The sequence below is a fragment of the uncultured Dokdonia sp. genome, from assembly GCF_937910895.1.
GTDB lineage: Bacteria > Bacteroidota > Bacteroidia > Flavobacteriales > Flavobacteriaceae > Dokdonia.
Map to the genome: position 1 here is coordinate 1 of NZ_CALEMI010000006.1, position 14545 is coordinate 14545.

Annotated in this window: 18 protein-coding genes; 9 read left to right on the top strand and 9 right to left on the bottom strand. The window is 31.8% G+C overall.

Going from position 1 to position 14545, the window contains the following annotated elements; genetic code table 11:
* Positions 1–155: 155 nt before the first annotated feature.
* The 4 genes from Q0505_RS00215 to Q0505_RS00230 all read right to left on the bottom strand — a co-directional run bounded on the left by Q0505_RS00215 (position 156) and on the right by Q0505_RS00230 (position 3345).
* Entirely contained in the window at positions 156–866 is a 711-nt protein-coding gene (locus tag Q0505_RS00215) for an alpha/beta hydrolase (RefSeq protein ID WP_299207385.1), read from the bottom strand.
* 3 nt (positions 867–869) lie between these two features.
* Positions 870–1847 (bottom strand): TauD/TfdA family dioxygenase, encoded by a 978-nt coding sequence (locus Q0505_RS00220; protein ID WP_299207388.1) that lies wholly within the window; start codon positions 1845–1847, stop codon positions 870–872.
* A 236-nt stretch (positions 1848–2083) separates the two neighbouring features.
* Positions 2084–2662 carry a VTT domain-containing protein gene (locus tag Q0505_RS00225; RefSeq protein WP_299207391.1) on the bottom strand — a complete coding sequence of 193 codons (579 nt, stop codon included), beginning with the start codon at positions 2660–2662 and terminating at the stop codon, positions 2084–2086.
* Positions 2662–3345, bottom strand: coding sequence for a hypothetical protein (locus tag Q0505_RS00230; protein ID WP_299207393.1), 684 nt, complete (start codon positions 3343–3345; stop codon positions 2662–2664). The genes Q0505_RS00225 and Q0505_RS00230 overlap by 1 nt, the downstream gene beginning before the upstream one ends.
* Positions 3346–3430: 85 nt before the next feature.
* Here Q0505_RS00230 and Q0505_RS00235 point away from each other — a divergent pair, with 85 nt between their 5' ends.
* Positions 3431–3796, top strand: coding sequence for a hypothetical protein (locus Q0505_RS00235; RefSeq protein WP_299207396.1), 366 nt, complete (start codon positions 3431–3433; stop codon positions 3794–3796).
* A 29-nt stretch (positions 3797–3825) separates the two neighbouring features.
* Here Q0505_RS00235 and Q0505_RS00240 read toward each other — a convergent pair whose 3' ends face one another.
* Positions 3826–4461, bottom strand: a complete 636-nt coding sequence (locus tag Q0505_RS00240; protein WP_299207399.1) for a polymorphic toxin type 44 domain-containing protein — start codon at positions 4459–4461, stop codon at positions 3826–3828.
* Positions 4462–4584: 123 nt separating this feature from the next.
* Here Q0505_RS00240 and Q0505_RS00245 point away from each other — a divergent pair, with 123 nt between their 5' ends.
* Positions 4585–6642: a tetratricopeptide repeat protein gene (locus Q0505_RS00245; protein ID WP_299207402.1), complete on the top strand. Its 2058-nt coding sequence runs from the start codon at positions 4585–4587 to the stop codon at positions 6640–6642.
* A complete protein-coding gene (locus Q0505_RS00250) occupies positions 6639–7304 on the top strand; it encodes a response regulator transcription factor (protein ID WP_299207405.1) in 666 nt (221 codons plus the stop codon). The genes Q0505_RS00245 and Q0505_RS00250 overlap by 4 nt, the downstream gene beginning before the upstream one ends.
* 48 nt (positions 7305–7352) lie before the next feature.
* On the opposite strand, the gene Q0505_RS00255 is transcribed toward Q0505_RS00250, so the two are convergent.
* Complete coding sequence (locus Q0505_RS00255) at positions 7353–7523, bottom strand: hypothetical protein (protein WP_299207408.1); 171 nt, start codon at positions 7521–7523, stop codon at positions 7353–7355.
* A gap of 220 nt (positions 7524–7743) precedes the next feature.
* Between Q0505_RS00255 and Q0505_RS00260 the strand changes: the two genes are divergently transcribed.
* Positions 7744–8976, top strand: coding sequence for a DUF2806 domain-containing protein (locus Q0505_RS00260; protein WP_299207411.1), 1233 nt, complete (start codon positions 7744–7746; stop codon positions 8974–8976).
* Positions 8977–8987: 11 nt separating this feature from the next.
* Here the strand turns inward: Q0505_RS00260 and Q0505_RS00265 are convergent, their stop codons facing one another.
* On the bottom strand, positions 8988–9245 hold the full coding sequence (locus tag Q0505_RS00265; RefSeq protein WP_299207413.1) for a helix-turn-helix transcriptional regulator: 258 nt from the start codon (positions 9243–9245) through the stop codon (positions 8988–8990).
* A gap of 190 nt (positions 9246–9435) precedes the next feature.
* Between Q0505_RS00265 and Q0505_RS00270 the strand changes: the two genes are divergently transcribed.
* The 5 genes from Q0505_RS00270 to Q0505_RS00290 all read left to right on the top strand — a co-directional run bounded on the left by Q0505_RS00270 (position 9436) and on the right by Q0505_RS00290 (position 13737).
* Complete coding sequence (locus Q0505_RS00270; protein WP_299207415.1) at positions 9436–9825, top strand: hypothetical protein; 390 nt, start codon at positions 9436–9438, stop codon at positions 9823–9825.
* A gap of 68 nt (positions 9826–9893) precedes the next feature.
* Complete coding sequence (locus Q0505_RS00275) at positions 9894–10448, top strand: hypothetical protein (RefSeq protein WP_299207418.1); 555 nt, start codon at positions 9894–9896, stop codon at positions 10446–10448.
* Positions 10449–10499: 51 nt separating this feature from the next.
* On the top strand, positions 10500–11123 hold the full coding sequence (locus tag Q0505_RS00280; RefSeq protein ID WP_299207421.1) for a hypothetical protein: 624 nt from the start codon (positions 10500–10502) through the stop codon (positions 11121–11123).
* 228 nt (positions 11124–11351) lie between these two features.
* Entirely contained in the window at positions 11352–13172 is a 1821-nt protein-coding gene (locus Q0505_RS00285; RefSeq protein ID WP_299207424.1) for a hypothetical protein, read from the top strand.
* Positions 13165–13737, top strand: a complete 573-nt coding sequence (locus Q0505_RS00290; RefSeq protein ID WP_299207427.1) for a hypothetical protein — start codon at positions 13165–13167, stop codon at positions 13735–13737. The genes Q0505_RS00285 and Q0505_RS00290 overlap by 8 nt, the downstream gene beginning before the upstream one ends.
* Before the next feature lie 212 nt (positions 13738–13949).
* On the opposite strand, the gene Q0505_RS00295 is transcribed toward Q0505_RS00290, so the two are convergent.
* Together Q0505_RS00295 and Q0505_RS00300 are read right to left on the bottom strand one after the other, a co-directional pair.
* The gene (locus Q0505_RS00295; RefSeq protein ID WP_299207430.1) at positions 13950–14114 is read right to left on the bottom strand and encodes a hypothetical protein; all 165 of its coding nucleotides are present in this window, start codon (positions 14112–14114) and stop codon (positions 13950–13952) included.
* A 232-nt stretch (positions 14115–14346) separates the two neighbouring features.
* Positions 14347–14545 (bottom strand): hypothetical protein (locus tag Q0505_RS00300; RefSeq protein WP_299207433.1); only part of this gene is annotated, 199 nt, incomplete at its 5' end.

Here is a 14545-nt window from a genome sequence, read left to right on the forward strand (position 1 = left end):
GTTTTGTTTTCATGATTCTGTCTGAATAAAATTAATAATTAAAATTTATTTCAGACAGAGTTTAATTTACACCCTCAATCCTCTCTATCTAAAAAAGAATAATTAAAATTTATTTCAGACAGAGTTTAATTTACACCCTCTGTTTTCAAATATCATTATGTATTTAAAAAATCAACAATACTCTCGACTATAAATTTTGAATTATTTAAATGCTCTGAAGACCATCTCGCAAGTTGATGCGGTGCCTGTTCCAAATATAAAATTTTTTTCTTACTAGCACTAATCGCTGCATTCACAATTATATCAGGAATTTCATTTGGAATTATATGATCATTTTTACTAAAGAAAATTAATATATTTCCATTAAAATCCTTTAGATTTTCATTAGCATTATTATTTTTCCAGCTTTCTTTTTTTCTTATAATTTCACTAAATTCGGGACCAAACGGAACATTTAAAGCCCTTTTGTCATAAAGCGCAGGAGCAAACAAAATGATATTTTTTATACGGTTTTTTATTTTACTTTGAAGTAAATTAATCGCTACTTGCCCACTCATACTGAATGCACAGATTGTGATAGGAAGCTTAGAGTCGAGATGCTCAATTATTTTTAATGCCTCGCTTGTTCTTTTCTCTAAACTCGTTGGTTCATTGTGTGAACTTTCTCCGTGAGAAGAAAAATCAAACACAATAGACCCTAAACCTATCTTAGTCAATTCTTTTCCTAGTTGAATAAGTCTGTTTTTATCAGAATTACCTGCTCCGTGTAGGAGGATACAAGAAAGTGAAATATCTTCTTTCTTAAGTAAGATCGTTGATATATCCTCATGTCCAGCTACTATATTAATTTTTTCTTCTTTTATCATAGGTTAATTAATTATTCTTGAATCAGCTTTATCTCTTAAATGACGTGTTTTCCGCAAGTCGTTAGTAACCACGAGTCTAGTCAGCCATCTTGCTTCATCTCCATAATTAGGTATAAAAGAATCTCTTCTATGAACTGCATTAAAATTATCTACATATAAGCAATTTCCTGATTTAAGAGTTATTTCAATTTTGTTTTTATTGATGGCTTCATATATAAAAGACAATGCTTCCTTAACTTTACCCTCATACATATTTAAATCAAGTGTATTCATATTTATCCTTAAGTAAGGATTATCAAAATGACCGAAGAGTATTGACTTTTTAGTAGAGTTTATCTCTTTTATGACGTTTTTGTGAATAGGATTAGATTCTATATAAAATTGTGGCTCAAAAAGAATTTTTTTAATCTCCCTTGGGATGAAAACATCTTTTATTGAGGCGATAACAGTAGGAGCATTTTCAGTATTTCTCAAACACATCAGTCCAAGATAATCTGGCATTCCAATATGAAAAGCATCTTCTGAATGAAAACCAAAATTATACAAAGAACCTGAACTACTATTAGAAATAGATTCGAACTTAGGTAGAGGTATAATTCGATTATACGCATGTCCGTGCCTTTGCGTAGAGAAACTAAAAGGTTCTCCTAATAAACTTGAAAAAAGACCATGTATAATATCTGATCTATCTAATTTGTAATCATGTTTCTCTCTATATTTAGTTGGAGTTTTAGGAAAATCTTTTTTAAACAAAGGTGCATTTTCAATTAGTATGGCTAAATGTGATTCTTGATTTTTAAACTGATAGAATAGTTCTCTGACCCTTCTTGGCAACTCTTGAGCATAAAGGTGTGAATTTGATAAGAAAGAGAACTCATCCAACATTTTGGGATTATCACTTATAACTAGCGCTAAATTCTCAATAGCTGATTTTTCTTCTTCTGATAAACAAACTCTCAGGATTTTTTCTTGTGTTTTCATAATGTCAGTTTTTTACTCTACAAGTATCGATAAATGACCTTCACTAAACAATACGGGAAATCCCTAGATTAGTTCGTAAATACCTATTAATTATAATTTAGAAGTAATTCTAATTCTTGAGAAACAAACTTATACTACTTATTTACTTCAATGGTTTTATCTACCTAATTGTGATAATAAGATTATATCAATTTGCTGATGAGGATTCTAATTTTAGGTTGCCAAAGAGTTCATTATTAATTTTTCTTAAATTTTCTATATTTTATAAATAGAATTGTTACAACTATTTGGATAGCAATTATTCCTATGCTGATATATAAAATAATATTTTTGTCATTTAGAAAAACACTAAAACTCTCCCAAAAAAGAAATATAGCATATCCAATTACTACATTCATTAAAATATTTCCAATTAACATAGCAATTATATACTTTAACTGAGCAACTCTTAATATTCCAAAAACTATAGGTAAATATCTACTTATTACTGCAAGAAATCTTCCCCAAATTATTGTTTGGACACCATATTTTTCAACAAATAACTGACTTTCATTATAAGGCTTAGTCATTACAGGAAATATTCTTTTTAATTTAATGATTAATGGATATCCCAAAAAATATGCTAGATAATATAAGAATATATCTGAAAAAACAGCACCTAAAAAGGAGTATATGAGTACTAACTTAATATCTAATGTTCCTTGTACTGCTAAACTAGTCCCTATCAAAAGAGCAGCAGGAGTGCCTGTATGATCTACAGCAGACCATATAAATAATCCTAAATACCCTAAATTGCTTATAATTTCTATATCCATTATTCTTTCTCAAACTTATCTTCTAAAAATTCAACAAATCTTGGATAAAGTTTATCGACCATAGAAGAAACACCTATTTTTTCTAAAAGAATATCAAGCCAAGGATTCGATATACCATAAACTCTATACTTACTATATTTAATACCATTCTCATGTTCAATATGATGATTTATATGCTCTTCATATATTCTTTTATAATACCATGTATTCCTAAAAAAAACAGGAAATATTTTATTTACAGAGTGTATATCATAATGCAATAAGTTTAAATATATATGTGCTAATAAAAAACCCGAAATAACACCTATTGAAATAGATTTAAATAATCCATTCGACACAAAAAACAACATAATAATAAAAGGAATAAGTATTATGCAGACGGCAGGAATTAGGATTGATATGGGTTGCAAAGCATGATGTATCAATGTGTTTTCATGATGTCTCTGATGCCTCTTATTAAAAAAAGAAAAAATGTTACATCTATAGTGTTGAAGCCAACCATGAGCTAACCATTCTATGATGTGTTCATATAATATTCCTACAGCAAAAAAAGCACAAAAAATAAAATTAATTTCAATAAGTGGTAGAAGAAAAAAAATAGTTAATGTGCATATAAATATGGATGTTATCCAACCATCATCATTTATTAATTTCAGTTTATTTATAAGGAGCTTTATTATCATTTTTTAAGTAAATATGCTAAATATTCATGCTTAAGCAATACTAATAAACTTGCTTGTTAAATTAATTTTATAGTATAATTTTGTTATGAAAACTCTAAAACTATTTTTCAAATTACTTGGTGTGGTTATAGTTATGATAATTCTATTTTCCTTTTTACTATCTCATACATCTACAGATACAAAACAAAAAATAATACATACATATATAGTTTCTGATAACAAGGATTTACTCGTTGATAATTGGGATTGTGGCGCCACCTGTCCTTTTCAAACTAAAGTTATTTTACAAACGAAATCAGGAGAGGAAATTAATGAAGAGGAATTATTATCCTGCTTACATATTTCTGACCTAGAATTATCTGAGATATCTCATAATTCGGTAAGAATTACTAGAATGATTGGTGATGATAGTGAATGTGACTACAAAGAAGGAGATCTATTATTTTATTAATTCTCCTATTTCTCTAACTCATTCATGTTTTAAAATTCATTATATCCTTTTCGTATCATTTTAGAATCACCTCTATAATCCATGCATACGCCAGTTTTTGTAGTGATACAACGTTTTATAGCATTTTTATATTCGAGTCTTGCAACGGGGATACATTTGTCTGCATAGATTTGATAAAGACCTCCAGCACAAATAGAAGGTTCTCTAGGGTAACCAAAAGCATTCAATGCTGCACCAAAATTTATATTTCCAAGCTGTTCTACGGTATACTCTTGCCCCCTGTAGATAACTCTACCTGAGTTTTTACTATTATATTTTTTGAAATCTCTATTTTTAATATCTCCTTTTCCGTTGGTTTCAAAATAACCAATCAAAAATCTAATTTGGGCTTCTACATTTCTCCAACTATCGTAGTCTCTATAATATTTAGAAATATTTCTTTCCAATATATTTTCAGTGGAAAATTTTTTTAAATCTCTAATAATCATCTTTTCATCAACACCCCATTTACTTTTTAGTTTCCTGAAAGTAGATTTAGTCTCTTTTAAAGTTGCGTCAAATTCTCTTGTAACATCAGGTAATTTATTTGGATCAATATTATCACTATTGTTTGTTGAAAAGGATAATAAAATTGTTGTCATTAAAAGTAATACTGCTTTTTTCATAATATCTTATTTAAAGAAGTTCTTACAAATATTATCTTTATGTAGCTTAACTTCAATACGGGTTTTCCCTAAAAATCAAACACATAGTGTAAAGATGTTTCAATTTCTTATACCTTCGTATATATGAGAAGAAGAAATTATTCATTACTATCTATATGCCAGATTGTGTTTGGTTTTCTTTTGTTTGCTTCACCACGAATACAAGCATCAGAAATAAATGATAGGATTATTGTTATTAATGATAGTCTCGATCAATTAGTTCAAAGAGGAAAAGAATTCTCTGAAAACAAAGAATATTCCAAAGCAATAGAGGTTTTTAATGAAGCATTAAAAATTACTGCAAATAAGGGCTTGAGTAATGATGCAAGTTTTATCTATAAAAACATTGGTTACATCTACTATAGACAACAGAAATACCAGAAAGCAAAAGAATTTTATACGAAAAGCATTAGGAGTGATTCATTATCGCAAAACTCGGCAGATTCATATTTTAATATTGCCTTGATCTATAGAAAGGAGAAACAATCAGATAGCCTGTTATTTAATCTATATAAGTCACTACAAGTATATAATGGGCTAGAAAATTCTAAGGCAAAGTTTAGTACCTATTACAAGGCAGGAGTACTCTTTAGAAATAGTGGTAATTATGATGAGGCAATTCGTTATTTATTAAAAGCCTATGAAGGTTTTGAAGAATATAAAGATGACAAAGAGAAAGCCAAAATATGTAATGCGATTGGTGCGACCCAACGATTAATGGGTAATATTGATATCGCTAAACAGTATTACAAAGAATCACTGAAATTACGTGAAATCGTTGGCGATAGTATCGGTTTATCCTATGGGTATAATAACCTCGGGCATGTATATAAGAGTGAAGAAAAATATGATTCTGCCCGCGTATTTTATGAGAAAGCAATACGAATTCAAGACGGTTTTAAAGAAACTAAAAATCTTGGCAAGTATTATTATAATCTAGGTTCAGTCTATTATCAGCAAGATGATTTAGATAGAGCAATGCGGAATTATAAAACATCTATTGCTATCAAAAAACAAGAAGGAGATAGCCTATTCCTCACAACGCCATATAACGAGTTGGCAAAGATTTCTGTTGAAAAGGGAAATTATATTGTTGCAAAGCAATATTTAGATTCAGCCTCTAGAACACGTAACCCAAATCAAAGTAAAGATATTCTATTACGTCATCACGAAATCACATCAGAGTATTATGAAGCTATTGGCAATGATAAAGAAGCACTAAAGTATTATAAAGAACATACTAATCTGTATAAGACTCTTTTCAAAGAGGAACAGGCAAAAAAAATTCAAGAACTACAAGAGCGGTTTGAAAATAAAAAGAAACTTGAAAAAATACGCAACCTCACTCAAGGAAATCGTATTCAAAAAGGAATAATTTCAGAACAAGAAGTTGATATAAAAAAACGTGATTGGTTATTATTACTTGCTCTTGTTGTAGTCATCTTGGCTATTGTTATATTCTTTCTTATTCGACAACGACATAAAACCAAAGAAAAAGGATTTGAAGTACACCGTCTTGAATCAATTTTTGAAGGACAAGAAGTTGTTAAACAAAAAATAAGCACAGATCTGCATGATATTGTTACAACTAGTTTTGATGCAATTCGATTAAAGATACTTGCCCTCCCCAAAGCAAAAAACCCTGATCAAGTAAGTAAGGCGATTGTCAAGGATATAGCAGACATCAACAAGCAAATACGGCTTATTTCCCATAGACTTTCCCCACTAGGAGATAAGATTAAAGACTCTACCTTAAATGAAATTATTGTAGATCAATTAACCGAATTTCAGTATTACCGAAAAATATTTGTTGATATACAATTACCTCTTCCTACTGAGATTAATTATCTGACCCTTCCGTCACAAACAAACTTGTACGGTATTCTATTAGAGGTTTTGCATAATATAGAAAAACACGCTCAAGCTACAGAGGTACGCATTAGTCATAAAAAAGATGGAGATATTTTATCATTTGTTATTGCTGACAATGGTATCGGTTTTCAAAATGAAGATAGGAATGGTATTGGGTTATTAAATATGCAACAACGAGCGCAACTGTTACGTGGAGAATGTAATATACATAGTTCGCCAGATGGAACGATAATAACGATAATCTTCCCTATAAAAGTAAATACGGTATGAAAGAAACAATAAATATATTAATAGTAGAAGATCATTTAAGCTTTGCTCAAGGGATGGATTTATTACTTACCCAGCATCCAAAGGTTGATAGAATTGATATTGCTACGAATCGTAAAGATGCCTTAGAAATATTGAGTGTACAATCAATTGATATTGTTATTCTTGATCTGCATTTTGAAACGAATGACTACGACGGATTTATTATTGCTAAGAAAATAAAGCAATTATATCCAGATATTAAAATTATGATACTAACCCAACATGCAAAGAAAGCTCATCACAAACGATTATTTGAAGAGTGTAAGGTTGATGCGTATCTAGATAAAAAACTAGGTGTTGAAGAAACGTTCTATGCCATCGATCAGGTAATGAATGATGAAAAGTATATTGATGAGAGCATCAAAGAAATGCTAGAAATAGAGGGGTTTATGAATATATCTGATCGAGAAAAAGAAGTATTAGAACTTCTTTGCCAAGGATTTATTCACAAACAAATTGCTGATAAATTATTTATTGTTCATAAGACCGTAGAAGTACACGTCAGGAATTTACGTCAGAAATTTGATGTAAAGAATTCAGCTGAATTATGTGCGAAATATGCAAAGTACAAAAATGCAAATCGAGATAATATAGATGATACAACATCACCATTTCAAGAATAAAAAATTGGAAGTAACCCGTCGGCTACTTCCAGTTTTTAAGAACACGGACTAACCATTATTGTTAGGCTCGATCTCTTCTTCAGCTTCTTCTGAGGGAGGTGGATCACTTGATAACTCGTCCATTTGCTCTACTTGTGTATCGTTGATGTCATCAGGATCACAAGATGTTGTTGTAGAAATTACAAACAACGCGAAAAATAAAAAAAATACAGTTTTCATATTTGGCACATTTTATATTCAATCCTTTTGATCTAGATATCTAGATTTTCTAGTCTGAATGTTCAATTCAATGTGCCTTGCAAGGCTCGTAGAATGATAGCAAATTGTTTCGACGACTATCAAACTTGAGGCTAAATTACAGGAGAGTTCAAGGGATATAAGGAACCTCTAGGAGTCCTAGGACTCCTAGAGGTTTTTAAAGAAATAATACATTTTACTTATGAGATATAACAGGAAGAGTATTAAAGATCACGAGATACCAACACTCGTTTTTTTTATGAATATGCTATTAGAAAATCATTTTGAAAAAAATCTTGATAATGTAACAGGAAAAGAACTACAAGAGTTCTTGAACGAAGGAGATAATGCTGATAGAGATAACGAAACATCTATTACCATAAAGCCCTTTAAGAAAATGCTAGAGCTTAGTAAATATGATAATCGATATCGTCCTGAATATGACAGTATAGAATTTTTGCTAGAAATATTTTTAGAAAAAGAAAAACCCTTTAAAGAATATGCTTCTGAATATTCAGAACTTGTGTCACGGTATTTTGCGACTCGTGAATATGTAGTCCATATCGTTAATCCAGAGAAAGAAGAAATTACAGGTGTTGCTGACAAAACTCAAACACTTAATCTAGGAACTCAAACAGGAATTCAAATCAACCTTGATCAAGGAGCTGTTGCAAGCCTTTTAAAATCTGTTGCTTTCAGATTTGGCGATGTACTCTCTGAAACTCCAGAAATATCTCGTCTTCCTGAAATAATGAGAGGATATGAAAGTGAACGTGTTTTTAGACGGATTTATAGAACTGAAGCTATCCGACAAACCAATAGTGATAGTATTATTGCCAAAGCTATTCTGTTTGCAAAAGAATATGAGTTTTCAGATCATACGGTAGACCAAGATTGGATGTCTGAATTCTTTAATATTAGTCAAGAATGCTCTAATGAAACTATGCAATATTTATGGGCGAAAATTCTTGCTAATGAAGTTGATTCGCCAGGCGCGTTTTCACGAAGAACATTACATGCGATTAAACTTCTTGATGCTGAGGAAGCTTCAATATTTACTCTGTTATGTAATTGTTTATGGGAAACGTATCCCGGAGAAACAAGGTCAGACAAGGTATTATTTAAAAATTCTAGTAATGAAGGTAAATACTCGGATGCAACATGGGGTTTTGATAGTGAACTATTACAACATTTAGAAGATTTAGGTTTAGTCCACACAACCTATATGATTTTAGAGAAAGATATGATTATTGACATTAAGTATTTTGATAAAAAACATCAATTAAGCACAAAAGAGAATGCTATTGAAGTTGAGATCGTTCGACTATCATCAGTTGGTGCCGAAATATATGAAGTCGTTAGAGCAAGTAAGAATGAATCATATTATTTACATACTTTGGAGTTTATGAAGGAAGAAGGAATATTACTAAAATAGAGTATACTTCCCTATTCACTAAATCCTTCACTAAAGAATTCCGTAACGCTCATTTTGTGGGCTTGAAGTATTTTATGAAGACTCTTCATCGTAAAGTTTGTCTCCCCTTTCTCCATCTTCCAATATTGCATACGATTAATATTATTATCCCAAGCAAAATTCTCATAGCTTGTATAACCTGCGTTTATTCGTAATTCTTTAAGCTTATCTGCTACTTGAATCATAAGAGTATTAAACTCTGTATCTGTAATATTCTTTTTTGCTGTCATGGGAATTGTATTTACAGCAAATTTGAATACAATGATTATTTTAAATTACTTATTAAAATATGTAAATTATAATAAACTTTTTGTTATGTTTGGATCATTATTCACTTAAAACCAATGTCTAATGAAAAAATCACTTTACCTTTTTGCCTTTCTCCCCCTATTTTTTAGCAGTTGTCTAACCTATAAAACCGTGAAATCAACGTCAACCGTTCCCGCAGGAACTGAAGTTTCGTATGCTAAAGTCATAAATCCTGCATACGCTAAAGACTATATAGGTGCTGATATTATTACTGAAGTTCAATTTTACACCCCAGGAGCATCCAATGCATGGCAGACTAAAATTCCAAAGAATCACATAGTTTTCCAAGTCATCCCTATTGGCGGTTCCGCAAAAGATGCTCCGTTTGGTGGTGGTGCTCTTGGCGATTATGTCTTTGTTCCTAAATCACAAGGCGATCTTATTTTCAATCTACAACAAGGCGACAGGATTCAATTACGCGGTGGTACGCGAATCCGTAAGGCGTACATCGGCGGTGTTGAACTCATAGAATTTATCGCAACATCCGTAACTAAACTGTAACGCTGTCTTTATTCCCTCAATGAATACTCAATCTCTCAATGATTTCAATAACTTAAATCAATTTTACCATGAAAAAATCACTTTACTTTCTTGTCCTTCTTTCTTTACTTACAAGTTGCTTTAATGATAGCTTACAGAATAGAGAAGCACTTGAAATCCTTAAAAAAGAATATAAAAACCCATGTGCGCAACAATTAATTTCTAGCTCTCAGTCTAATTGGGATGAGTATAATACAATCCTGAAAAATGCTTCTGATCTAGAAGATAAGGGATATGTGAAGATATCAGTAAGACAGATGAGCGGAGATATATTTTTTCCTGCATATACTCTTTTGAATATAGAAGTGGTTGGAAAAGGAAACGATTATTTAGTAGGTAATGACACCTCTCGAAATAGAAAAAGCTACGCAGTTGCGACCCCTGAAATCACTAATATTATCGGAATATCCCAAGATGATAATACCGCTACTGTCCGATTCTCATACACCTATACTCCAACACCACTCCATAGTATCCGTATTTCAAGTAGTAAACGTAATAGTAAAGTGCCAGAGTGTACTTCGGGAACTCTTGAAGGCGAAGTTACCTTAAGAAAATTTGATACAGGCTGGACTATAGAATAACAGAAACCTGTTAGGTATCATCAAGTATTAATATTATTAAAACCTCTCTCTATGAAATATCTTATAACTCTTTCACTAGCTTTTCTCTGTATGACCCACAGTGCATTCGGACAACAGAATGATGATCAAACCTACAGGGGAATCACAAGTCTTGATAAAGATATCTATCGAGCATTCAAGAAAAAAGATTTTAGCTATTTACTCGCGTATATTCCAAGTGAGCGTGACATACCACTTCTTAAAAAATATGAGAATGGTAATGAAAATGATAAGTATAATAACATAGAAAAAGGAAGGAATAATTTGCTTCGGGTTGATGACATATCAGCATTGAATTTCAGAATTCTCTTGATAAAAGATTCTTTTACTGAAACAGTGAAAGCATTGGAGGAAGCTAATATCAATTTAGAAGCACTTAGAGCAAACACCAATGATAATTACAGTGATAGTGATCATTGGAAAATATTAAGGTCATATATAGACGGAAATACTGGAAATGTGATACATACCATGAAGTTTTCTTTTTACGAAAGAATAAAGGGAGCGACATATTGGACAGCGATTAAGTACACGGTAATGGCTACACCTAGTGGGTATATGCTCTTGTATGATTTTAACAACTCGTTTGAGATACTGTATTACGATATTAGATATGAAAATATACCAAAGGATTAAAAATAATATGTCTTTCACCCCAATAATTTTTCCCGTATTACGGGTTTCCGTAAAGAATGAAAATTCTAATAATCTACTTTGCGAACCTTATTATGATTTCCCTCAGTCAAACGTATGCTTCACTCATTGCAACTATTATATGATCATATAGACACCTACATTTAAACACTCCTAAATTGTTAAACACCCCCTATTTTTTTGAGTATTAATTAAAACTATGAATATACTATGATTAAAAACACAGGATTATGGAGAACGAGAATATTTCTTGTTCTCACGGCAATGACACTTTTTATCTGTTGTCAAAAGGATGACGCTGGATCATCTCAAGAGTTACAAAATTCGATTGAAGAAACTCATCTTATTACCAATACTGTCTCCGCAGATGATATCCCTGAAATTATGAATTATCTTTCTACAAAAGGAGATAGTCGCGGACATTTTACTATTAATAAATCAAGCGGTAATAATCGATCAAGTGAACCTGATCTCGTTATTGGAACACTGCAAACAAGAGAGATTATTCAAATAACTGATCAATATGATCGTAAGAATTATACCTTTTTACTCACTTCTATTGAGAGAAGTGACTCAACTATAATTTCTGTCTTTAACTTGATTATTAAAGAATCTTCGGCAGGCTTCTTCTCTTACATTATGGAATATCGTCCAGATGCTAATTGGATTCCTAATTACAGGGATATGCAAGATTTCTCAACTTTTACGGGGGAGATTTTACATTATAGTATTGATGGTCGTTATATCGCGAAACTCAGTTTGCTGGATGGAGTATCTACCAGTGGAGAAACAAGAAACCCTTGTCCTGAAAATGATTATCCAGATAGTGATACAGGGAATTCTGGTGGTAATGAGGGAGATGGAAGCCCAGGTGATGGAAATACTGGAGATGGAAGCCCAGGAGGTGAGGATAATGAACCCCCAGTTGATGTCGAAGCTACTCTTGTGTGGTTGTGTAATTGGAGAGGACAGCTACACTCTTCACCTAGTGCTTGTGACAATCAAGGTGCAGGAGGTACGTGGGTAATTCTTATTGTGTATGGAGATAAGAGCATGGAAAATACTTTGCGTTGTCCTGATCTGCCAGATACCCAAGATGTATGTTATTTAGAAAATAATGATCCTTGCCCGAATGGCTGTAATACCGATGGTTCTGGTTGTGCAGAGATTAATCAAGATACTAACCCTGTAGTAGGAATAAACTATGACCTTGATCTCATTTTTGGTATAAATGATTTTCTAGAACCTGATCTCACTGATGAACAGGTTGATTGGATATTTGAAAGCTTAGGAAACGTAGCCTTCGCAGAACTAGCACTTGAAGTACTAATTGACGGCGGGGATGTAGATTTTGATGAAAAAATAATTTATGACCTTGTAGATAAGCCTTGTCAAAAAGAGATTATAGAGACAGCAATTTCTCTTTCTTCTGAGTTTACTGATTTGATAAGTAATACGTTTAATGCTAACGAACAGACAAACCTTAACTTATCTGCCATAGATATTCCTAATGGCAATAACGCCTTTACGGTACCTTTTGTGAGTGGCGATCAAACAGCCTATTATGTAGACATCAAATTTGATAATACCTATCTTAATACTGCTACAGATTTGTCTATTGCGGCTGTGACATTACACGAACTCGTACATGCTTATTTGGTTAATCTCTTCGTCACTAATCAAATGGGTTCTGAAAGCGAATCTTTTAATGATTTATTAAATGCCTTTATTGCTTTTTATGACCAACAAGTTCAAGACACTGCCAATACCCTTGATAATGAAATTCACAACGCGATGAATAATTTTATTGATAACGCGTCAATGAGTTTATTTAATTATGCGCAAGCACAAGGGATAGATGCCGATCTTGAATATTGCAATCATTTAATGTGGGGAACGATGTTTGGCACTGAATTATTTGAAGAGGTATTAACGGAAGAACAGCAAGCTAATTATGGAAACATTGCAGGAATGGAGCAGGAAAATGTTACATTTGAAGGAGAAAGTCCAAAAGGATCGCCGTGTGAATAAGATCGTTTATTTGTTATTGTTAATGTCTTTTGTATGCAATTGTCAAAATGTGCAACAGGATGACGACTATCTCATTACCGATAGTTTCATACATACAGATGACCAAAGTGAAGTTTCACTTACTGCAACAAATGATAACGAATATGTTATCAAATTATTAATGCAATTGCGAGACGTTGAACTCACTAGAAATCAATATACCGTTGATAGCCTGAAACTATCATTAAATATCATAAGACCCGGGCAATTTAGAGATGATGGTTTTAGTAATGTATTTTCTTTAAATGAGTACGATTATTTGATATCTCAAAAGCACCAAGGCTATTGGGGCGAAAACATAATCTCAAATATTAATTCACGCACGAAAAATGATCAGGCTAATGCAATCTATTTTTCTAAACCTATTTATTCTAAAGATGGCAATTGGGCTTTAGTTTATAAAAGTAGTATGACAAGTTCGTATGTTTTAGTATTGAAAAAAGAGAATAACCTCTGGACTGAATATAAGACTATTAATAACACTATAACAAGTCCAAAAGTAAAGTTTAGATCAACGAAAAGTTGAGTTATATTTTATTTCCAATATACAGTGATAACCCTTCGATATTTCTCGCAGGGTTATTTTTTTAAATGTATCATTTTGATGTAATTTGTAAGATTCCGCAACAATTTCAAATGAGGCTTTTTTAAAAAGGAGAATGACCGAACTATCATTTTTGATAAATGAGATAATCCCTAAAAGAGAAGATACAATACCTATGATCGTCCAGATATTCATTACCAATTAATTTGGGCTAAGAAGTACAACGAACTAATGAGAATGACAACACTATCAAAAATGATTACTTCTTTGAAAGTGTGATTGTTATTATCACTAAAGAGATACATAAGATTTTTATTACCTTGATATATTGATTTTCCTATAGCTTTAATCATCTTCATTAGAGTGAGGTTTAAATATTACTATACTTATCCAATCTCTCTCCTTGCTTGAAGCTGACATTCTTAATAAGTTTATTAGTGGTATTGTCATAATAGACTTCTACAAAGAACAGATCAATTGCGTAAACAGCAATTCGTTCATTATCTACAATAATAAAATCAAGGTGCGTACCTTGTTACCAGATCACTGTATATTGATCCTCTTGGTTCAGCATATTGTATTGGTAGAGTGTCATAGTCTAAAGATAAGGTTTAAGCGTATATCTAACTGTATTGTTTTTATGATTAATGACAAATTCATAAAATCAGTGAACATTCCCTTATTAGCCCAGTAGGCAAGAGGCATACTAATCTGACTTCCCGTTGGAATATGCCCATTTACACAAGACAAGTTCGTTAGTATTTCAGAGATGTCAGCAGAGCACTTTAAA

What these genes read in the sequence shown, in the direction of transcription:
- Q0505_RS00230 (WP_299207393.1), bottom strand. Translation starts at nt 3,345, where the DNA reads ATGATAATAAAGCTCCTTATAAATAAACTGAAATTAATAAATGATGAT.
- Q0505_RS00225 (WP_299207391.1), bottom strand. Translation starts at nt 2,662, where the DNA reads ATGGATATAGAAATTATAAGCAATTTAGGGTATTTAGGATTATTTATA.
- Q0505_RS00265 (WP_299207413.1), bottom strand. Translation starts at nt 9,245, where the DNA reads ATGACAGCAAAAAAGAATATTACAGATACAGAGTTTAATACTCTTATG.
- Q0505_RS00260 (WP_299207411.1), top strand. Translation starts at nt 7,744, where the DNA reads ATGAGATATAACAGGAAGAGTATTAAAGATCACGAGATACCAACACTC.
- Q0505_RS00295 (WP_299207430.1), bottom strand. Translation starts at nt 14,114, where the DNA reads ATGAAGATGATTAAAGCTATAGGAAAATCAATATATCAAGGTAATAAA.
- Q0505_RS00280 (WP_299207421.1), top strand. Translation starts at nt 10,500, where the DNA reads ATGAAATATCTTATAACTCTTTCACTAGCTTTTCTCTGTATGACCCAC.
- Q0505_RS00235 (WP_299207396.1), top strand. Translation starts at nt 3,431, where the DNA reads ATGAAAACTCTAAAACTATTTTTCAAATTACTTGGTGTGGTTATAGTT.
- Q0505_RS00220 (WP_299207388.1), bottom strand. Translation starts at nt 1,847, where the DNA reads ATGAAAACACAAGAAAAAATCCTGAGAGTTTGTTTATCAGAAGAAGAA.
- Q0505_RS00215 (WP_299207385.1), bottom strand. Translation starts at nt 866, where the DNA reads ATGATAAAAGAAGAAAAAATTAATATAGTAGCTGGACATGAGGATATA.
- Q0505_RS00250 (WP_299207405.1), top strand. Translation starts at nt 6,639, where the DNA reads ATGAAAGAAACAATAAATATATTAATAGTAGAAGATCATTTAAGCTTT.
- Q0505_RS00255 (WP_299207408.1), bottom strand. Translation starts at nt 7,523, where the DNA reads ATGAAAACTGTATTTTTTTTATTTTTCGCGTTGTTTGTAATTTCTACA.
- Q0505_RS00285 (WP_299207424.1), top strand. Translation starts at nt 11,352, where the DNA reads ATGATTAAAAACACAGGATTATGGAGAACGAGAATATTTCTTGTTCTC.
- Q0505_RS00275 (WP_299207418.1), top strand. Translation starts at nt 9,894, where the DNA reads ATGAAAAAATCACTTTACTTTCTTGTCCTTCTTTCTTTACTTACAAGT.
- Q0505_RS00245 (WP_299207402.1), top strand. Translation starts at nt 4,585, where the DNA reads ATGAGAAGAAGAAATTATTCATTACTATCTATATGCCAGATTGTGTTT.
- Q0505_RS00240 (WP_299207399.1), bottom strand. Translation starts at nt 4,461, where the DNA reads ATGAAAAAAGCAGTATTACTTTTAATGACAACAATTTTATTATCCTTT.